This window comes from Methylobacterium sp. Leaf118 (assembly GCF_920984675.1).
Taxonomy (GTDB): Bacteria; Pseudomonadota; Alphaproteobacteria; order Rhizobiales; family Beijerinckiaceae; genus Methylobacterium.
Genome location: NZ_CAKLBV010000082.1, coordinates 1 through 17,247 on the forward strand (window position 1 = coordinate 1; position 17,247 = coordinate 17,247).

18 protein-coding genes are annotated in these 17,247 nt (G+C 70.6%); 7 read left to right on the forward strand and 11 right to left on the reverse strand.

All coding sequences use genetic code 11. The features are described 5' to 3' along the window. The 3 genes from LW587_RS21800 to LW587_RS21810 all read right to left on the reverse strand — a co-directional run. Window positions 1-744: glycosyltransferase (locus LW587_RS21800; protein WP_232631686.1), on the reverse strand; the 744-nt coding region annotated here is incomplete at its 3' end. Window positions 745-749: 5 nt separating this feature from the next. Further along, window positions 750-1,850: a glycosyltransferase family 4 protein gene (locus LW587_RS21805; RefSeq protein WP_232631687.1), complete on the reverse strand. Its 1,101-nt coding sequence runs from the start codon at window positions 1,848-1,850 to the stop codon at window positions 750-752. Window positions 1,851-2,315: 465 nt separating this feature from the next. Then, a complete protein-coding gene (locus tag LW587_RS21810) occupies window positions 2,316-2,999 on the reverse strand; it encodes a GntR family transcriptional regulator (protein WP_232631688.1) in 684 nt (227 codons plus the stop codon). 355 nt (window positions 3,000-3,354) lie between these two features. Between LW587_RS21810 and frc the strand changes: the two genes are divergently transcribed. Continuing rightward, entirely contained in the window at window positions 3,355-4,632 is a 1,278-nt protein-coding gene (gene frc, locus LW587_RS21815; RefSeq protein WP_232631689.1) for a formyl-CoA transferase, read from the forward strand. A 202-nt stretch (window positions 4,633-4,834) separates the two neighbouring features. On the opposite strand, the gene murA is transcribed toward frc, so the two are convergent. Beyond that, the gene (gene murA, locus LW587_RS21820; RefSeq protein WP_232631690.1) at window positions 4,835-6,124 is read right to left on the reverse strand and encodes a UDP-N-acetylglucosamine 1-carboxyvinyltransferase; all 1,290 of its coding nucleotides are present in this window, start codon (window positions 6,122-6,124) and stop codon (window positions 4,835-4,837) included. A 238-nt stretch (window positions 6,125-6,362) separates the two neighbouring features. Between murA and LW587_RS21825 the strand changes: the two genes are divergently transcribed. Further along, window positions 6,363-6,689: a hypothetical protein gene (locus tag LW587_RS21825; RefSeq protein WP_232631691.1), complete on the forward strand. Its 327-nt coding sequence runs from the start codon at window positions 6,363-6,365 to the stop codon at window positions 6,687-6,689. Window positions 6,690-6,724: 35 nt separating this feature from the next. Here the strand turns inward: LW587_RS21825 and LW587_RS21830 are convergent, their stop codons facing one another. Then, window positions 6,725-6,889: a hypothetical protein gene (locus tag LW587_RS21830; protein WP_232631692.1), complete on the reverse strand. Its 165-nt coding sequence runs from the start codon at window positions 6,887-6,889 to the stop codon at window positions 6,725-6,727. 423 nt (window positions 6,890-7,312) lie between these two features. On the opposite strand from LW587_RS21830, the gene hemA reads away from it, so the two are divergent. Together hemA and LW587_RS21840 are read left to right on the forward strand one after the other, a co-directional pair. After that, window positions 7,313-8,734, forward strand: coding sequence for a 5-aminolevulinate synthase (gene hemA, locus LW587_RS21835; RefSeq protein WP_232631693.1), 1,422 nt, complete (start codon window positions 7,313-7,315; stop codon window positions 8,732-8,734). A 113-nt stretch (window positions 8,735-8,847) separates the two neighbouring features. Continuing rightward, complete coding sequence (locus LW587_RS21840; RefSeq protein WP_232631694.1) at window positions 8,848-9,336, forward strand: CAP domain-containing protein; 489 nt, start codon at window positions 8,848-8,850, stop codon at window positions 9,334-9,336. A 234-nt stretch (window positions 9,337-9,570) separates the two neighbouring features. Here the strand turns inward: LW587_RS21840 and LW587_RS21845 are convergent, their stop codons facing one another. The 3 genes from LW587_RS21845 to LW587_RS21855 all read right to left on the reverse strand — a co-directional run bounded on the left by LW587_RS21845 (window position 9,571) and on the right by LW587_RS21855 (window position 11,264). After that, the gene (locus tag LW587_RS21845; RefSeq protein WP_232631695.1) at window positions 9,571-10,347 is read right to left on the reverse strand and encodes a creatininase family protein; all 777 of its coding nucleotides are present in this window, start codon (window positions 10,345-10,347) and stop codon (window positions 9,571-9,573) included. Between the two features lie 139 nt (window positions 10,348-10,486). Beyond that, window positions 10,487-10,903 (reverse strand): CsbD family protein, encoded by a 417-nt coding sequence (locus tag LW587_RS21850; protein ID WP_232631696.1) that lies wholly within the window; start codon window positions 10,901-10,903, stop codon window positions 10,487-10,489. A gap of 157 nt (window positions 10,904-11,060) precedes the next feature. Further along, complete coding sequence (locus LW587_RS21855) at window positions 11,061-11,264, reverse strand: CsbD family protein (RefSeq protein ID WP_232631697.1); 204 nt, start codon at window positions 11,262-11,264, stop codon at window positions 11,061-11,063. Between the two features lie 417 nt (window positions 11,265-11,681). Here LW587_RS21855 and LW587_RS21860 point away from each other — a divergent pair, with 417 nt between their 5' ends. The 3 genes from LW587_RS21860 to LW587_RS21870 all read left to right on the forward strand — a co-directional run bounded on the left by LW587_RS21860 (window position 11,682) and on the right by LW587_RS21870 (window position 15,234). Continuing rightward, entirely contained in the window at window positions 11,682-12,458 is a 777-nt protein-coding gene (locus LW587_RS21860) for a fumarylacetoacetate hydrolase family protein (RefSeq protein ID WP_232631698.1), read from the forward strand. A 183-nt stretch (window positions 12,459-12,641) separates the two neighbouring features. Next, window positions 12,642-13,649, forward strand: coding sequence for a 2-dehydropantoate 2-reductase (locus tag LW587_RS21865; RefSeq protein WP_232631699.1), 1,008 nt, complete (start codon window positions 12,642-12,644; stop codon window positions 13,647-13,649). A 4-nt stretch (window positions 13,650-13,653) separates the two neighbouring features. Beyond that, entirely contained in the window at window positions 13,654-15,234 is a 1,581-nt protein-coding gene (locus LW587_RS21870) for an acyl--CoA ligase (RefSeq protein WP_232631700.1), read from the forward strand. Between the two features lie 162 nt (window positions 15,235-15,396). On the opposite strand, the gene LW587_RS21875 is transcribed toward LW587_RS21870, so the two are convergent. The 3 genes from LW587_RS21875 to LW587_RS21885 form a co-directional block, all read right to left on the reverse strand. After that, entirely contained in the window at window positions 15,397-16,077 is a 681-nt protein-coding gene (locus tag LW587_RS21875; RefSeq protein ID WP_232631701.1) for a glycosyltransferase, read from the reverse strand. Window positions 16,078-16,421: 344 nt separating this feature from the next. Continuing rightward, entirely contained in the window at window positions 16,422-16,703 is a 282-nt protein-coding gene (locus tag LW587_RS21880) for a hypothetical protein (RefSeq protein WP_232631702.1), read from the reverse strand. After that, window positions 16,704-16,931 (reverse strand): hypothetical protein, encoded by a 228-nt coding sequence (locus LW587_RS21885; protein ID WP_232631703.1) that lies wholly within the window; start codon window positions 16,929-16,931, stop codon window positions 16,704-16,706. Window positions 16,932-17,247 lie beyond the last annotated feature (316 nt).

Here is a 17,247-nt window from a genome sequence, read left to right on the forward strand (position 1 = left end):
GCCGGCGGTGCGGGCGGAGACCCGGACGCAGACCGCGGGGCAGTGGCGCAGGCGCCCCCCCGCCCGCTGGACGGCGGCGACCAGCGCGTTGTCCTCGCCGCGGGGCAGTTCGGGCAGGCCGCCCACCCGGCGATAGAGCGAGGCGCGGAGCGCGAGGCTGCCCCCGGTATGGTCGCCGTGGCGCGGGGCGGGATCGTGGGGCGGCGGATCGAGGGCGTCCTCAAGGGCGCGCACGCCCGACCAGTAGCGCTCGACCCGGGCATGGAACTCGGCGAGCGCGGACTCGTCCGGGCCCTCGGCGTCGATGACGAGGCGTCCGCCGACGATCTCGGCCCCGGTAAGCGCCCGGAGGTTGGCCGCCACCCAGCCGGGATCGAGCCGCGCATCGGCGTCGGTGGTGAGCAGGACGCCGTCGGGCGCGCCCGCAGATTCCAGCCAGTCCGCGCCTGCGTCGAGCGCCATGCGCCGGGCGGTGCCGACATGGGCGCGGGGGGCGTCCAGGCGCGCCTCGATCAGGCGCAGCTCGATCGCGGCGAGCGCACCCGAGGCCTCGAGCGCCCGCAAGGCCGGGACGGTGGCGTCGGTGCAGTTGTTGGCCACGATCACGACGCGCAGGCGGTGCCCGGCATCGAACCCGTCCTGCGCGGCGAGCGCCCGCAGCAGGCGCGGCAGCCGCTCGGCCTCGTTGCGGGCCGGGACGCAGACGACGGCCAGGCCCGGCGGGGGGCCGAGGGGGGCGGTCATGAGGGTCAGGCCGTCAGGCGTTCGAGGACGAGCGCGCGCGGCCGGATCACCGGCGCCGCTCCGGCCGCCAGCACCTCGCGGTAGAGATCCTCGTAGCCGTCGGTCATCACCTCGGCGTCGTAGAGGGTCTCGGCGCGGCTGCGGCAGGCGCGGCGGTCGAGGGCGACGGCGCGGGTGATGGCCCGGGCGAGGTCGTCGGAATCGTCGGCCCGCGCCAGCGCGCCGGACGACCGGTCGACGATGTCGGGGATGGCGCCGCGGGCGAAGGCGGCGACCGGCGTGCCGCAGGCCAGGGCCTCGGCGACGACGAGGCCGAATGGCTCCTCCCAGCGCGGCGAGACGATCGCGGCCCGCGCCCCCCCGAGCTGACGGGCGAGTTCGGCGTGCGAGAGGTGCCCGACATAGGTGACGCCGTCGCCGAGCCGCGGGGCGATCCATTCGTCGAAATAGCGCGGGTTCGGCCGCGGGCCGGCGAAGCGCAGGGGGAGGCCGGCGGCGCGTGCGGCGTCGATGGCCAGATGCGTGCCCTTCTCCGGGACGATCCGCCCGCTCCAGAACACGTAGCCGGCCGGGTCCGCCGCGGGGCTGAAGGCAAAGGTCGAGAGGTCGATGCCGTTGCCGATGACGCGCGCATCCGGCACCAGCTCGCGCCATTCCTGCGCCAGGGACGGCGAGACCGCGGCGAAGATCATGCCGGGCTTGGCCGCCCGGACGCCCTCGGCCAGCGAGTCGAAGGGCGGCGTGTGCAGCGCCGTGGTCATCGGCACCGACAGGGCGTTGCTCGCCTGGAGTGGCAGTTCGTGCAGGCTGTTGTTGTGCACGATGTCGAAGCCGCCCCGGGCCACCGCTTCCATGATCCGCGCATAGGCCTCGTGCTCGGCGCGGGCGATCCGCTCCCAGGCCACCGGGTCGCCCAGGGCGTCGCCGGTGGGCGGGCAGACCGGGTCGGGAACGAGGGCCGGGTCGGAGCCGGCGGCGGCGAACAGCGTCACCCGGTGGCCGCGCCGCCGCAGGGCGCCGGCCAGGTGATGCGTGTGCATCTCCAGGCCCCCGAGATAGGGCTGGCCGATCGGGAACTTCAGATGGGCGATGACGGCGATCTTCACGGGGGGTGTCCGGCGTCGGCGGTGTTCTGAAAGATCGCGGGCGATGGTCCCACGGTCAGGCTTGGTTCCGGCACCATCGCTCCCGCCGCTCGAACGGCGGATGAACGGCGCCTTCAGGAATGCGGGGGGGAATGCCGTGGGGGAGGGCCGTCCAGGGTGCGCGTGCGGCATGGGGATGGGGCAGAGATGGACCGTGGCGTCGCCATTTCGCCTCGGAGGGCGCCGGCCGACGGGAGGCCGAGGGGCCGTCCCGGTCCGCCTGCCGGAGCGTCGCGGCGGCGATCGGCGTGCCGCCCGCGGCGGCCTGGGCCGGGCCAGCGGGCCGGCCGATCACCGGCCGGCGGGCCGCTCCAGCGAGCGCGGCCTGCGCCTGTCGATCCGAGGGGAAGGGCCGGACGGGACCGGGTTCACGGTCCGGCCGGCGGCGCGGCCCCCGGCGGGATCCGCGATCGTTCCGGCGGTGGCCTAATCCAGATGGTCGCCGTAGCGCTCGACATGGGCGGCGAGGCCCAGGCCGTGCTCGCGCACGAGGCGCTCCGCGAGGTCGGCGTCGCGGGCTTCCAGCGCCTCGATGATGCGCACGTGCTCCCGGATCGATTCCAGGGCGCGTTCGCCCTGGCGCAGGGCCGTGTTGCGGATGCCGCGGACATGGACCAGCAGGTTGCCGCACAGGTCCTGGATGACCGCGCAGCCGCCGAGCTTGATGATCTTCTGGTGGAAGCGAATATTGGCTTCCGAATACTCGTCGAGATGGTCGAAGGGCTGACCCTCGAAGAATTCCGGGAAGGTCCGGCGCAGGCAGGCGAGATCCTCGTCCGGTGCGTTGGCGCAGGCCAGCCGGGCGGCCATGCTCTCCAGCGCCGCCCAGGCCTGGATCATGCCGACGATCTCGCGCTTCGTCTTCTTGACGACGAAGACACCGCGCCGCGGCTCGTTGCGCACGAAGCCTTCCTGCTCCAGCACGGTGAGCGCCTCGCGGATCGGCGTGCGCGAGACGCCGAGCGTCTGCGACAGGCCGCGTTCGTCGAGCCGGACATCCCCGGCGGCGCCGTAGATGTCCATGTTGGTGATGGCGGATTTCAGCGCTTCGTAGGCGAGGGTCCGCAGACTGGTCGCCGGCACGATCGGCTTGATCGAGAGATTTTCCATCGCTTCGGATACGACCTCTGGTGCCGATGGGGGGTGCGTGAACCGGAGGGGCGAACTTGCACGCGGCAAGCATGGCCGTCCCCGAGATGGAACACAAGGAGCGGATTGTCACGAGGCGGACAATGTCCGACACTCTCAACCGCGTTGCGTTTCGCGCAGCCCCCACCCTCGGAAAGTTGACGTCTGGCATCTGGTATGCCAGAAACCAGGGGCGGAGTCGACTGCGCTCGTCGTCGCTCGATGCGGGACAGACCCGACCGGGCTGGACGGCGCGACCAAGACCGCCGATTAAGCCGTGTGGCGACGCCATCGTCGCGCGGACTCATAAAGAACAATCCTGGGAGGGGACCTCGCGATGGGCAAGGCTCTCGACGGCGTGCGCATCCTCGATTTCACGCACGTTCAGTCCGGTCCGACCTGCACGCAGCTGCTGGCTTGGTTCGGCGCCGACGTGATCAAAGTGGAACGGCCGGGGTCGGGCGATGCGACGCGCCAGCAGCTCCAAGACATTCCGGGTGTGGACAGCCTCTATTTCACGATGCTGAACCACAACAAGCGCTCGATCACGATCGACGCCAAGAACCCCAAGGGCAACGAGGTGCTCTGGCGCCTGATCGGCGAGTGCGACGTTCTCGTCGAGAACTTCGCTCCCGGTGCCCTCGACCGGATGGGGCTGACCTGGGAGAAGCTCCAGGCCGCCAATCCGGGCCTGATCCTCGCCTCGGTGAAGGGCTTCGGCCCCGGCCGCTACCAGGATTGCAAGGTCTACGAGAACGTGGCGCAATGCGCCGGAGGCGCGGCCTCCACCACCGGCATGCGCGATGGCCTGCCGATGGTCACGGGCGCCCAGATCGGCGATTCCGGCACCGGCCTGCATCTCGCGCTGGGCATCGTCACGGCGCTCTTCCAGCGCACCCAGACCGGCAAGGGCCAGCGGGTCGACTGCGCCATGCAGGACGGCGTGCTCAACCTCTGCCGGGTCAAGCTGCGCGACCAGCAGCGCCTCGGCCATGGGCCGCTCATGGAATACAGCCAGTACGGCGAGGGCGTGCCCTTCGGCGAGGCAGTGCCGCGGGCCGGCAACGATTCCGGCGGCGGCCAGCCGGGGCGCATCCTCAAGTGCAAGGGCTGGGAGCAGGATCCCAACGCCTACATCTACTTCATCACCCAAGGGGCGGTGTGGGGCCCGATCTGCGACATCATCGGCGAGCCGGACTGGAAGACCGATCCGGCCTACGCCACGCCCAAGGGCCGCCTGCCGCATCTCAACGAGATCTTCACGCGGATCGAAGCCTGGACGATGAAGCACGACAAGTTCGAGGCGATGGAGATCCTCAACGCCTACGACATCCCGTGCGGGCCGATCCTGTCGATGCGCGAGATCGCCGAGGACGAGGCCCTGCGGGCGGCCGGCACCGTGGTCGAGGTCGATCACCCGACGCGCGGACGCCACCTCACCGTCGGCAACCCGATCAAGCTCTCGGCAAGCCCGACGGACATCACCCGCGCGCCCTTGCTCGGTGAGCACACGGACGAGATCCTGCGCCAGGTGCTGGGCTGCGACGACGCCGAGATCCGCGACATCTTCGGCTCCGGCGCGGTCGGCGCGGTGCATCGCATCGCTGCGGAGTAATCGGGGAGAGGGTCCGGTCCGGCCGGACCTCCCGCCCGCCTCGCGTCCCGGCCCCCGCTAAGACCGGTATCGGCCCCCGCCTGACCCAGGCGGGGGTTTTTTGAAGGCGATCCAACCGCATCGGACGGCCGTCAATCCCGCCCGACGCCTCCCCTGACGGGCACCGCCCCATGGGAAGGGGCGATGCCGGACGGAACCCGCCTCAGGCGCGGACGCGCTCGATCTGGGCGCCGCAGCGCCCGAGCTTGGCCTCCAGCGCCTCGAAGCCGCGGTCGAGGTGGTAGACCCGGTTGATCTGGGTCTCGCCCTCCGCCGCCAGCGCGCCGATCACCAGCGACACCGAGGCGCGCAGATCCGTCGCCATGACGGGGGCGCCCTTCAGCCGCTCGACGCCCTCGACCACGGCGAGATCGCCGTCGAGGCGGATCTTCGCGCCGAGGCGGGCCAGCTCCTGCACGTGCATGAAGCGGTTCTCGAAGATCGTCTCGCGGATGCGCGACTGGCCTTTGGCCAGGGTCATCAGCGCCATGAACTGGGCCTGCAGGTCGGTCGGGAAGCCTGGGAACGGGTCGGTGGTCACGTCGGCGGGGCTGATCCCGCCGCCGTTGCGGCGGACCCGGATGCCGTCGGGGATCGCGGTGATCTCCGCGCCGGTGGCCGACAGCGTGTCGAGGGCCGAGGACAGCAGGTCGGCCCGGGTGTTGACGAGGCTGACGTCGCCGCCGGTCATGGCGACCGCCATGGCATAGGTGCCGGTCTCGATCCGGTCGGGCAGCACCTCGTGGCGGGCGCCCGAGAGCCGGGCCACGCCTTCCACGACGATGCGGGAGCTGCCCGCGCCCTCGATCCGCGCGCCCATCTTGGTCAGGCACGCGGCGAGATCGACCACCTCCGGCTCGCGGGCGGCGTTGTCGATCACCGTGGTGCCGTAGGCGAGCGCCGCGGCCATCAGGGCCACGTGGGTGCCGCCGACCGTGACCTTGGGGAAGTCGATCGCCGCACCGCGCAGGCCGTTCTTCGTGCGCGCCACGACATAGCCGCCGTCGATCTCGATCTCGGCCCCGAGCCGCTCCAGCGCCATCAGCAGCAGGTCGACGGGCCGGGTGCCGATGGCGCAGCCGCCGGGCAGGGACACCTTGGCCTCGCCGAAGCGGGCGAGCAGGGGGGCGATGACCCAGAAGCTCGCCCGCATGGTCGAGACGAGATCGTAGGGCGCGGTCGTGTCGATGACGTTGCTCGCGGTGAGCCGGATCGTCTGGCCGGTCTCGGTCGTCTGGCCGGGGCGCTTGCCGACGACCATGTGGTCGACCCCGTGATTGCCGAGGATGCGGGTGAGCGCTGCGATGTCAGCGAGCCGCGGCACGTTGATGAGTTCCAGCGTCTCGCCGGTCATCAGGCTCGCGATCATCAGCGGGAGGGCCGCGTTCTTGGCCCCCGAGATCGGAATCGTGCCGTTGAGCGGGGCGCCGCCGGTGATGTGGATGCGGTCCATGGGGGTCCTCGGCTCGCGGGCCCGTCGGGGCCGTGCGGCGGTCGCGTCGTTTTTCACGGATGCGCGGCGTGTCGGCGCACCGCATCTGAGGTTCAGGTATAGGCGCAGTCCGGCGAAAAGAAGAAGCGTAGCCGCGGGGATCGCGCCCGCGCCGGAGTCGTGCCCGATTTCGGATGCCCTTTCCTGCGCCACGACTGCAAGGCTTCGAATCCGCGGGTGACGAAGGCGCGCTCAGCCGGTGGCATATACGGTGAAGCTCGCGGTCTTCCCGCCTTGGAGGGCGCCGGTCCCTTACGAGACCCTCGCCGAGACCTTCCCCACCCAAGCGGTGGCGGCCCTTGCAGGCGCCTACGCGCTCGCGCCCTCGACCGAGCGGGAACGCGCCGAACGGGCATCCGAGCTTCAGCCGCGATCGACGACCGTCGAGGGACGGGCGATCACCTCCGTGCCGGTGCCGGAGGATTCAGTCCACGGCGACCTGATCTACGACCGTGATGGAGTCGAAGTCGGCAACTGGACCACGCTCGATGTCGCGTCGGAACGCGCCGATCGGGATGACCGCTGACCATTGGACTGCGAGCTGAAAGAGTGGGCTTGGGTTCAGGTTTCGGACCGATCCCGCTCGTCCGACCGTGGCTGAGCGGGCGGCGCGGCCTCTGCCGGGCTCGGCGCCTCGGCGCGGTCGCGGGCCTGCGTCTTGCGGCGGCGCAGGTTGTCCCGCAGGGCCGCCTTGAGGCGGGCGGCACGGTCGTCGTTCGGGGGCATGGATGTCCGAGCCTTCGGTTCTTCGGACAGCCTACACGTCGCCGCTTTCGCCTCGAAGCGGCGCGGCCGCATCCTCCGGGCTCTCGCGAGCCATCGTCACCCGAAACGCCGCCTCGCCTCCTGCGTCGGGGGCGCGATTCCGTCGCGCCCGGAACCCTGCAAAGCAGGAATGTCTCGAACTCACCTTGAACCAGTTCGAAAATACGCCCAATCTCGCCCTCGCTGCGGAACCGCATGACGACGGTGCCGCCGGCCGATGACGAGGGGCTGAGACGAAAGCCGCCCGCACAAGGACGGGCGACCCTCGAGCCGTCGCGCCGTGAACGGCCCGGACCTGCCCTTTCGGACCAGGCCCTGACCCGGATTTTTGGAGCCGAGGCGCGCCCTCAGAAGAGCGCCCAGCCAGCACAGCGTCGAGGACGGATGCCCGTGAACCTGATGCCCGTGAACGCCGACCAAGCTGCCGAGAGCGCCGCCAAGGGGACGTCTCTGCCCGACCACGCACTCATGGGCGGCGACGGCGGTGTGGACGATGCGCCTGCCATCGATGCCTGCAACCTTCGTGCCGGTTCCGGGCGCGCCGCACCGGCCCGGCCGGCCGGGCCGCGCACCGATTACGAGGGCTATTTCCGCGGTGCCCTCGACCGGCTGCACAGCGAACGGCGCTACCGCGTCTTCGCCGATATCGAGCGCATCTCGGGCCGCTTTCCCCAGGCGACATGGCGTCGGCCCGAGGGCGGCAACCGCGAGATCACCGTATGGTGCTCCAACGATTACCTCGGCATGGGCCAGCACCCGGAGGTCGTCGGCGCCATGACCCAGACCGCCGCCCGCTGCGGCGTCGGCGCGGGCGGCACCCGCAACATCGCCGGCAACAATTCGCCGCTGGTCGATCTGGAGCGCGAGCTCGCCGACCTGCACGGCAAGGAGGCCGGCCTCGTCTTCACCTCCGGCTACGTCTCGAATCAGGCCGGCATCTCGACCATCGCCAAGCTCATTCCCGACTGCCTGATCCTGTCGGACGCCTTCAACCACAATTCGATGATCGAGGGCGTGCGCCATTCGGGCTGCGAGAAGCGCGTCTTCCGCCACAACGATCTCGGCCATCTCGAGGAGCTGCTCATCGCGGCGGGGGACCAGCCGAAGCTGATCGTGTTCGAGTCGGTCTATTCCATGGACGGGGACGTGGCGCCGATCGCGGCGATCTGCGACCTCGCCGAGCGCTACGGCGCCATGACCTATCTCGACGAGGTCCACGCCGTCGGCCTCTACGGCGAGCGCGGGGCCGGCATCGCCGAGCGCGACGGCGTGATGGACCGGGTCGACGTGATCGAGGGCACCCTGGCCAAGGGCTATGGCTGCGTCGGCGGCTACATCACCGGCTCGGCCATCCTCTGCGACGCGGTGCGCAGCCACGCGGCAGGCTTCATCTTCACCACCGCCCTGCCGCCGGCGATCGCTGCCGCGGCCCGCGCCTCGGTGCGCTATCTCAAGCGGTCGAGCGTGGAGCGGGAGGCGCATCAGCGCCAGGCGGCCCGGACCAAGGCGGCGCTGGCCGAGGCCGGTCTGCCGGTGCTCGCCACCGAGACCCATATCGTGCCGGTGATGGTGGGCGACGCCGAGCTGTGCAAGGCGGCGGCCGACCACCTGCTGGAGCATCACGGCATCTACATCCAGCCGATCAACTACCCGACCGTGCCGCGCGGCACCGAGCGCCTGCGCATCACGCCCTCGCCCTACCACGACGAGGCCCGGGTCGCGGCCCTGACCGCCGCCTTGGTCGAGACCTGGGACACCCTGGATCTGCCGCGGGCCGGCACGGTGTTCGCCGCCGCCGCCGAGTAGGCGGCCCGCCACGGCGCAGGCGGAAACCACGCGGTGGGCACCCACGGCCTTGGTTTCGCCGCACGTTCCCCCGAGGCGAGGGCTCCCTCAACGCCCCGCTTCGTTCGCTGCCCATGGATGTCCTGCGCTCCGCCGCCGCCGCGCTGCTCGTCGCCCTGACCCTCGCGGGCTGCGGCGGCTCCCCCGTGCTGGACGCCGACCTGCCGACGCTGCCGGTGATCCTCGACGAGACGGCGGCCGCCGCCGCGATCTCGCGCTACCGGGCCCAGCACGGGCTCGGGCCCGTCACCATCGATTCCCGGCTGATCCGCGCGGCCTCGTTCCAGGCCGGCGCCAACGCCCGGGCCGGCCGCCTCAGCCACGAGATCGGCGGCACCTTCGACAGCCGCATGGCCGAGGCCGGCTTCGGCCGGCGCTATGCCTCGGAAAACCTCTCCGCCGGCTCGGAGACCTTCGATCAGGTGCTCGCCCGCTGGAAGGTCTCGCCCGAGCACAACCGCAACATGCTGATGCCGCAGCTGCGCCGGGTCGGCATCGCCCAGGTCGACGCACCGGGCACCCGCTACAAGCGGTTCTGGGCCCTGGTGATGGCGGGCGACTGATACGGGCTCCGCTTGATCAAAGCGGAGCCCGTATCAGGCAAGCCCACGCGGCGTTTGAGCGAAGCCCAAATCCGCCATCCCGAAGGGATCAACCGGATTTGGTATGAGCGGCCCCGGGCGATCGCTCGCGTCAGGGACGGCGTTTCGACGAGGGTCATCCCTCCAGGGCTCGGCCCTGGACCCGCGAAGGGCTTGCCCTTCGAACCCCTTGGTCGCTCGGTGAGGCGATCGATCCTACAGCGTGAAGCGGTCCACCTCGCCGAGCAGGGCCACGAACGCCTCGGCGCCGTGTTCCAGGGCGGCGTGGCCCGCTTCCGCCGTCCCGAGCCGGGCGTCGCCGAGCGCCCCCGAAGGGTGGAGGTCTTCCGTCTTCCAGGCGAAGGCCGCCGGACGGCCCGCCCGCAGCCACGTGTAATCGCGCGCCATCGCCACCGTGCGCGGCTCGAACTGCGCGATGGCCTCCCGCCGCACGAGATCGGGCCGCAGCGCCAGCATCAGGGCCGTCTCGATCCCGCCCGCATGGATGCCGTGGCGGATCTCGTCCTCCGGAAACAGCCCGTCGGGCAGGCCGAGGCGGCTCCACGACGTCGTCACCGCCACCATGCCGAAGCGCCCGCGCAGTTCGCCCGCCACGAGGCCGATCAGCGCGCTGTTGCCGCCATGGGAGGAGACGATCACGAGCTTGCGGCAGCCCGCCCGGTGCAGCCCCGCGCCGATCTCGGTCCAGGCGGCCAAAGCCGTCCCGGCCGAGAGCGTCAGGGTGCCGGGAAAGGCGTCGTGCTCGTCGGACTTGCCGACCGCCTGCACCGGCAGGAGCCACACGTCGAGGGACTCCGGCATCCGGGCGGCGACGCGGTCGAGATAGCCTTGGGCGATGTAGGTGTCGGTGCCGAGCGGCAGATGCGGCCCGTGCTGTTCCACCGCCGCCACCGGCAGCACCGCGATGGCCCGATCCATGGGCCGGGCGCGCAGGTCCTGCGTGGTCAGGTCGAGCCAGGATCGTGCCGGCATTGCGTCGTCGTGCCCGTGTCCGCGTTCAGGGCCCTTCGGACGACAGGACGGCGCCGGCGTCAACGCCCTTCAACCGGCCCGCGCTGCGCCGGGCAGCGCGGGCCGGCCCCGGCGGAGCCGGCACGAGGGTCGGCAGCCGTCAGCGCCCCCGGCTGACCAGCCAGCCGAGGCCGAACGCCGCCGCCGCGACAAGAGCCAGGGTGGTGCCCCGGTTGTCCTCGGCCCGGGCGACCAAGGCGCGGCCCTGCCGCCCGGCCTCGCGGCGATAGCGGTCCCCGCGGGAAGAGGCCTCGTCGCGCAAGGCCCGGCTGCGCTCGACCGTGTCGTCGCGCAGCGACCGGGCACGGCCGCGGGCCTCCTCGGCGAAGTGGCGTCCGTCGCGATGCAGCCCCTCGGCCTCCGCGTGGATGCGGCCATAGGTGGATTGCGCGACCCCCGCGACCTGCTCGTAGGCACCCTCGACCTGCGGACGGGCGCGGCCCGTCACGGCGCCGAGGGCGGTGCGGCCACGGCCCTTCAAGTTGCGGATGTTGCCTTCGATCTGGTCCCTGTTCATGCGTTCGCCTTTCGTCTGGCCGGTGCCGCAGCACCGGAAAACAGTGGAGCCGCACCCGCGGCGGGTACGGCTCCGGGTTGCGTGCATCGTCGGTTCGGCTGAGCCGCGAACCCCCGGTCCGACGGCCCCTCGCGACGAGGCGAGAGGCCGCGCCGGATCAGAGGCTGCGCTTGACCGCGTCGGCGGCGTTCTTCACGCCTTCCTTGGCCTCGCCGACCGTGCGCTGGGTCTTGCCCTCGATTTCCTGCGCCTTGCCCTCGGCCTGGAGCCGCTCGTTGCCGGTCACCTTGCCGACGGTCTGCTTGATGGAACCGGCGGCCTCGTTGGCGGCGCCCTTGATCTTGTCGGTCGTGCTGCTCACGGCAGATCTCCCTGATGGCGTATCGGCGCCGCGTCGCGGCACCCTCGGCAAGCGCAACGGTGGCCCCGTCCGATGGTTCCGAACATAGGTTGGTGCAACCCCGGTCTGCGTAGACCGCATCGGCTGCGGCTCAGCGCAGGGTGTCAAAAAATATCTGCGCTCAAGCCAAATATTTTCCGGTCAACCTTCGGCCCGTGATCGGTCAAGGATGCTGTATCCAATATACCGACGACCCTAAATCGTCCGGTAAGTCCTGCCGCTCGTGCCATCGCCCTTCGCGGATGCTGGTTCAGGGTCGGGACAAAGGGAGAGGCCGGGTATCCGCGACATGGCATTCGACGCCACCGACCCTTGGCTCCGCGCTCCGCGCGGACGCGTCGCCCCGCCCCGTGGGGGCCGCGGCCGATGAGTTCCGCCGTGACGCGCTGGATCGGCTTCCGCCACGACGGACAGCCCGGCTTCGGTCGGCTCGACGGCGAGACGATCGCGGTGTTCGAGGGCGACCTGTTCGGCGCTCCCGCGCCGACCGGGCGGACGCTGCCGCTCGCCGAGGTTCAGCTCGACCTGCCGTGCCGGCCCTCGAAGATGATCGCCCTGTGGAACAATTTCGGGGGCCTGATGGAGAAGCAGGGCCTCGCGCGCCCCGCTGCGCCGCTGTTCCTGATGAAGCCGGCCAACACCTTCCGGCCCTCGGGCGCGACCGTGACCGTGCCGGAGGCCTCCGGCCGGGCGCTCTACGAGGGCGAGCTCGGCATCGTGATCGGCCGGGTGGACGGCAAGCCCGGCCGCGACCTCTCGGAGGAGGAGGCCGCCGCCCATGTCTTCGGCTTCACCTGCATCAACGACGTGACCTCGGCGGCGATCCTGAAGGCCGATGCGAGCTTCACCCAATGGACCCGAGCCAAGGGCCTCGACGGCTTCGGCCCGTTCGGGCCGGTGATCGCCACCGGGCTCGATCCCGCGACGCTGACGGTGCGCACCCTGGTCAATGGGCGCGAGCGCCAGAATTTTCCGATCTCCGACATGCTGATTCCGGTGAATCGGCTCGTCGCCCTGCTGTCGCAGGGGATGACGCTGGAGCCCGGAGACGTCATCGCCTGCGGCACCTCGGTCGGCTCCGGCCCGATCCCGAACGGCGCCGTGGTGGAGGTCGCCATCGAGGGCATCGGCATCCTCTCGAACCGGTTCGCGTGACCGGGCGGGCCGGCGGGGGCCGCTCCGCCCGGGCGCCGTGAGGTCGAGGCCGTCGCGGAAGGCTGCGACGGATACCGTTCACAAGCGTGGCAGAGCCAGGGGCGGACGCTCCGGGCCTGCCCTAGATTCACATATGAGCGGACGGTCCCGCGGGCGGCCGGGCGTTCGAGGCAGGATGGACATATGAGCATCGCGATCGTCGGCGCCGGCGCCATCGGCGGCTATCTCGGGGTCAAGCTGGCGGAAGCCGGCGAGGACGTGACCTTCATCGCCCGCTCCAACGCGGCGGCGATCCAGGCGGACGGCATGCGCCTGATCGAGGAGGACGGCACCGCGATCCACTCGAAGACCGTCAAGGCGACCCGCTCCATGCAGGAGGCGGGCGTGCACGAGGTCGTCCTGCTCACCGTCAAGGCGCATCAGGTCGGCCCGATCGCCGCCGACCTGCGCCACCTGATCGGCCCCGACACCGTCGTGGTGACGATGCAGAACGGGATCCCGTGGTGGTACTTCATGGGCGGGCATGGCGGCGAGCACGCGGGCAAGCGCCTGGAAAGCGCCGATCCGGGCGGGCTCATCGCCGACCACCTCGATCCGAAGCACGTGATCGGCTCGGTGGTCTATCCGGCGACCGTACTGACCGATCCGGGCACCGTGACGGTGATCGAGGGCAACCGCTTCGGCCTCGGCGAACTCGACGGATCGAAGTCCGAACGGGTGCTGGCCCTGTCGCAGCGCCTCGCCAAGGCGGGGTTCCGCGCGCCGGTGACCAGCGACATCCGCGCCGAGATCTGGCTCAAGCTGTGGGGCAATCTTAGCTTCAACCCGATCTCCGCGCTGACCCACGCGACGCTGGAGGACATCTGCCGCTTCCCCGACACGAGGGCCATCGCCGCCGAGATGATGCGGGAGGCCGAAATCATCGCCAACCGACTCGGCGTCACCTTCCGCCTCGGCATCGACAAGCGCATCGCGGGGGCCGAGAAGGTCGGGCCCCACAAGACCTCGATGCTGCAGGACGTGGAGGCGGGCCGCCCGATCGAGCTGGAGGCGCTCGTCGGCTCCGTGATCGAGCTCGGCCGGCTCACCGAAACGCCGACCCCGCACATCGACACCGTCTTCGCGCTGATGCGCCTCCTCGCCCAGAGCCTGGAGCGCGCGGGCGGGCGCCTCGCGATTCAGGGAGTGTGATCCGATGCTTCTGCCCGAGAACACTGCCTCGTCCTTCACCGATCTCAAGGAGGCCCGCGTGGCCGCGACCACCCTCTACGACCTGATCCGGACCGGTGACGATGCGGCGCCCGCCCTGTCGAGCCCCGGCGGCGTGCCACTGACCTTCCAGGCCCTTCGCGCGCTCACCGACCGCACGGTGGCCGACCTCAACGCCCACGGCATCGGCCGCGGCGATCGGGTCGCGATCGTGCTGCCCAACGGCCCCGAGATGGCCACGGCCTTCATCGCGGTCGCGGCCGGCACCACCTCGGCGCCGCTCAACCCGAGCTACAAGGCCGACGAGTTCGAGTTCTACCTGTCCGATCTCGGCGCCAAGCTGCTCATCGCCGCCGACGGCTCGGAATCGGCCGCCGTCGCGGTGGCGCAGAAGCTTGGCGTCCCGGTGGCCCGGTTGAAGGGCACGCCCGAGGAGGGCGCCGGCAGTTTTTCGTTGATCTTTGCCAATGAAGCGGCGGAGCCCGCCGCCCATGGCGGACCGGCTCACCCCGAAGACATCGGGCTGGTGCTGCACACCTCCGGCACCACCTCGCGGCCCAAGATCGTGCCGCTGACGCAGACCAATGTCTGCGCCTCGGCGCGCAACATCCGCAACGCCGTGCAGTTCACGGCGCAGGATCGCGGCCTCAACATCATGCCGCTGTTCCACATCCACGGCCTGATCGCGGGCATCCTGGCGCCGCTCTCCGTGGGCGGGCAGGTCTCCTGCACGCCGGGCTTCAACGCCCTGAAGTTCTTCGCCTGGATGGATGAGGTCCGTCCGACTTGGTACACCGGCGTGCCGACGATGCATCAGGCGATCTTGGGCCGGGCCGCCCGCAACGCCGAGATCATCGCCCGCAACCCGCTGCGCTTCATCCGCTCCTCGTCCTCCTCGCTGCCGCCGCAGGTGCTGAAGGAGCTGGAGGCGACGTTCTCGGCTCCCGTGATCGAGGCCTACGGCATGACCGAGGCCGCCCACCAGATGGCCTCGAACCCGCTGCCCCCGAAGCCCCATCTCCCGGGCTCGGTCGGCCTCGCGGCGGGCCCGGAGATCGCGGTGGTGGATCTCGATGGCGAGCCGGTTCCGGCGGGCGAGACCGGCGAGATCGTCATCCGCGGCGACAACGTGATGAAGGGCTACGAGAACAACGACCGGGCCAATGCCGAGGCCTTTACGCGGCAGGGCTGGTTCCGCACCGGTGATCAGGGCACGCTGAGCCCCGAGGGCTATCTCACCATCACCGGGCGCCTGAAGGAGATCATCAACCGCGGCGGCGAGAAGATCTCGCCGCGCGAGGTCGACGAGATCCTGATGGACCATCCGGCGGTGTCGCAATGCGTCACCTTCGCGGTGCCTCACGACAAGCTCGGCGAGGATGTCTGCGCGGCCATCGTCCTGCGCGAGGGCGTCCACGCCGTCGAGAAGGACATCAAGGGCTTCGCCTCCGAACGGCTCGCCGCCTTCAAGGTGCCGGCCAAGATCCTGATCCTCGACGAGATCCCGAAGGGGGCCACCGGCAAGCTGCAGCGGATCGGCCTGGCCCAGAAGCTCGGACTGGCCTGACGCCGCCATCGCCGATCGGCGGGCGTCTCCGCCGATCGCGACGTCGCGCTGCGGGCCGCGGACAGAAGCCCCGCGCGGACGCGATCGAATCGGCCGCCCGTCGCGCCGTCCGCGCGACCGGGGGATGCGAACCTTCGTCCCCGGGCCAAGCCGGCCGAACGGTCAAGCCGTGTGGGAGGGGGCCGCCGGGGGTTTCACGATGTTCGGCATGTGCCGGCCACCCCCAATGTGAAAATACACGCCCGGCACGAGGAACAGGCGGGCCTTGCCCGTGGCCTCGACCGCGGCGTTCACACCGGCTTCGTTCCGGAATTGCGCGAAGGGCCCCACTTCCGTCCACAGGGCCGTCCGCAGCATCGCGGGATTGAAGGAATGGCCCGTCCATCTCTGTTCCGCGGAACGGCGCACGAAGCCGCCCTCGACGGCGATCACCTCCTCGAACGCCCGGAATCGGCCTCTGTCATGCTGCCACAGGGAGGCGGTTTGCCGGGCGCTGATCGAGCTGGTGTTCGGGATGACCGTCAAGGCGTTTTGCATGACGGGGATGAAGGGGACCGGGTCGAAACACCAGTCGTCCTCACAGTGAAAGATGAACTCCGTCGTCACATGACGGTACATCTCATCGATCGATGGGTGTTGGCCGAGGGGCACGTCATGGCTGAAGAGACGCGCCTGCGGCGCCAGCTCATGGATGACGCGATTCGTCTCCGCGTCGCCCCGATCGTTCGTCACGAGGATGTCGTGGAAAAACTTCGCGTTCTGCGACAGTAGCGTTGCAAGTGTGATCCTGAGAAGATCGGGGCGCCCGCCCGCCGTGATGCACAATGTTACATCGGAAGGCATGTGCAACTGTTCTTCGTGAGCGCCGGTCTTCAGTTCGGAAGTCGGATCTAGGCCCGTGCGGCAGGAAAGTCAAAATTGGTCCTGCGCGGTGAGTCGCAGGGGCCGGAATCTCCTTCCATGCCGACCGTCTCGACGGCGGCGGCCTCGCCCGCGGGAGGGCGACGCTTCGATCGCCGACGAGGCTCTCGCTCGTCCGCCGATCACCGTGGCGGCGCGTTTTTCACGACTTTGCGGCCGGCTACGCGAACGCGGGGGGGCATCGGGGCTTGCGATGCGACAACGAAAAGGGGGCCGGCGCTGGGCGGCGCCGGCCCCCTTTTCGGGGCGGGACGAAGGCCGAACCCTCAGTTCCGGGCGGCCATCATGTCGTGGGACAGGACGGTGAGCTTGCCGATGAGGCTCGCCACGTCGCCGTGGGCGCAGGACCACTGCGTGCCGATGGCGCCGCCATCGTGGGAGACCGAGACCACGGCGACCGAGCGCAGCTTGCCCTCGCGGGCGAGGCGGAGCTGATCCTGCAGCACTTCGATGATCGAGGCCACATTCTCGTCGGCGACCGCCTCGGTGGCGGCGGCCGGGAAGGGGACCACGGTGGCGTCGTTGAGGGCGCGTTCGAACTTGGACATTCAGGCAACTCGACGAGGCTTGAGGGAGGAGCGGCCGAGAGGTCCGGCCTGGAGGCGATCCACGAGATGGGCGAGGCTGTCAGGCAAGGCGGTGTCGCGCTCGACCGAGAGGCGTTTGCCGATGGCGTAGGCGACCCCCTTGGTGACCCGTCCGACGGAGAGGGTCTGATCGAAGGGGAGAGCCGAAAGTCTGTCCGTCTGGTCGGGGTCGGCGCTCGGATGGGCCATGGCTTCCTCGCTGTCGGACGTTGGCGTGGGCCGATCCTGCGCGCCGCATCGCGTCATGAAAATGGCACCAGCCCCGCCACGCTTGCGCATTTCCGTGCCTGTGGCGTGGGGGTGACAGTTTTGCCGGTGCTGTCACCTCAGCGCGGGTCCTGCCAGCCCGAGCGGGCCGGCGCCGGGCTCGACACCGGCAGGGACGCGGGGGCCGTGCTGCCGGTGGTCGCCGGGCGGAGGGCCGCCGCGGGCGGCTCGGCCATGGCGGCGCGGCGCGCGACGGGGGCGCGGACGTGACGGCGGCGCTGGGCGGACCGGCCCCGTC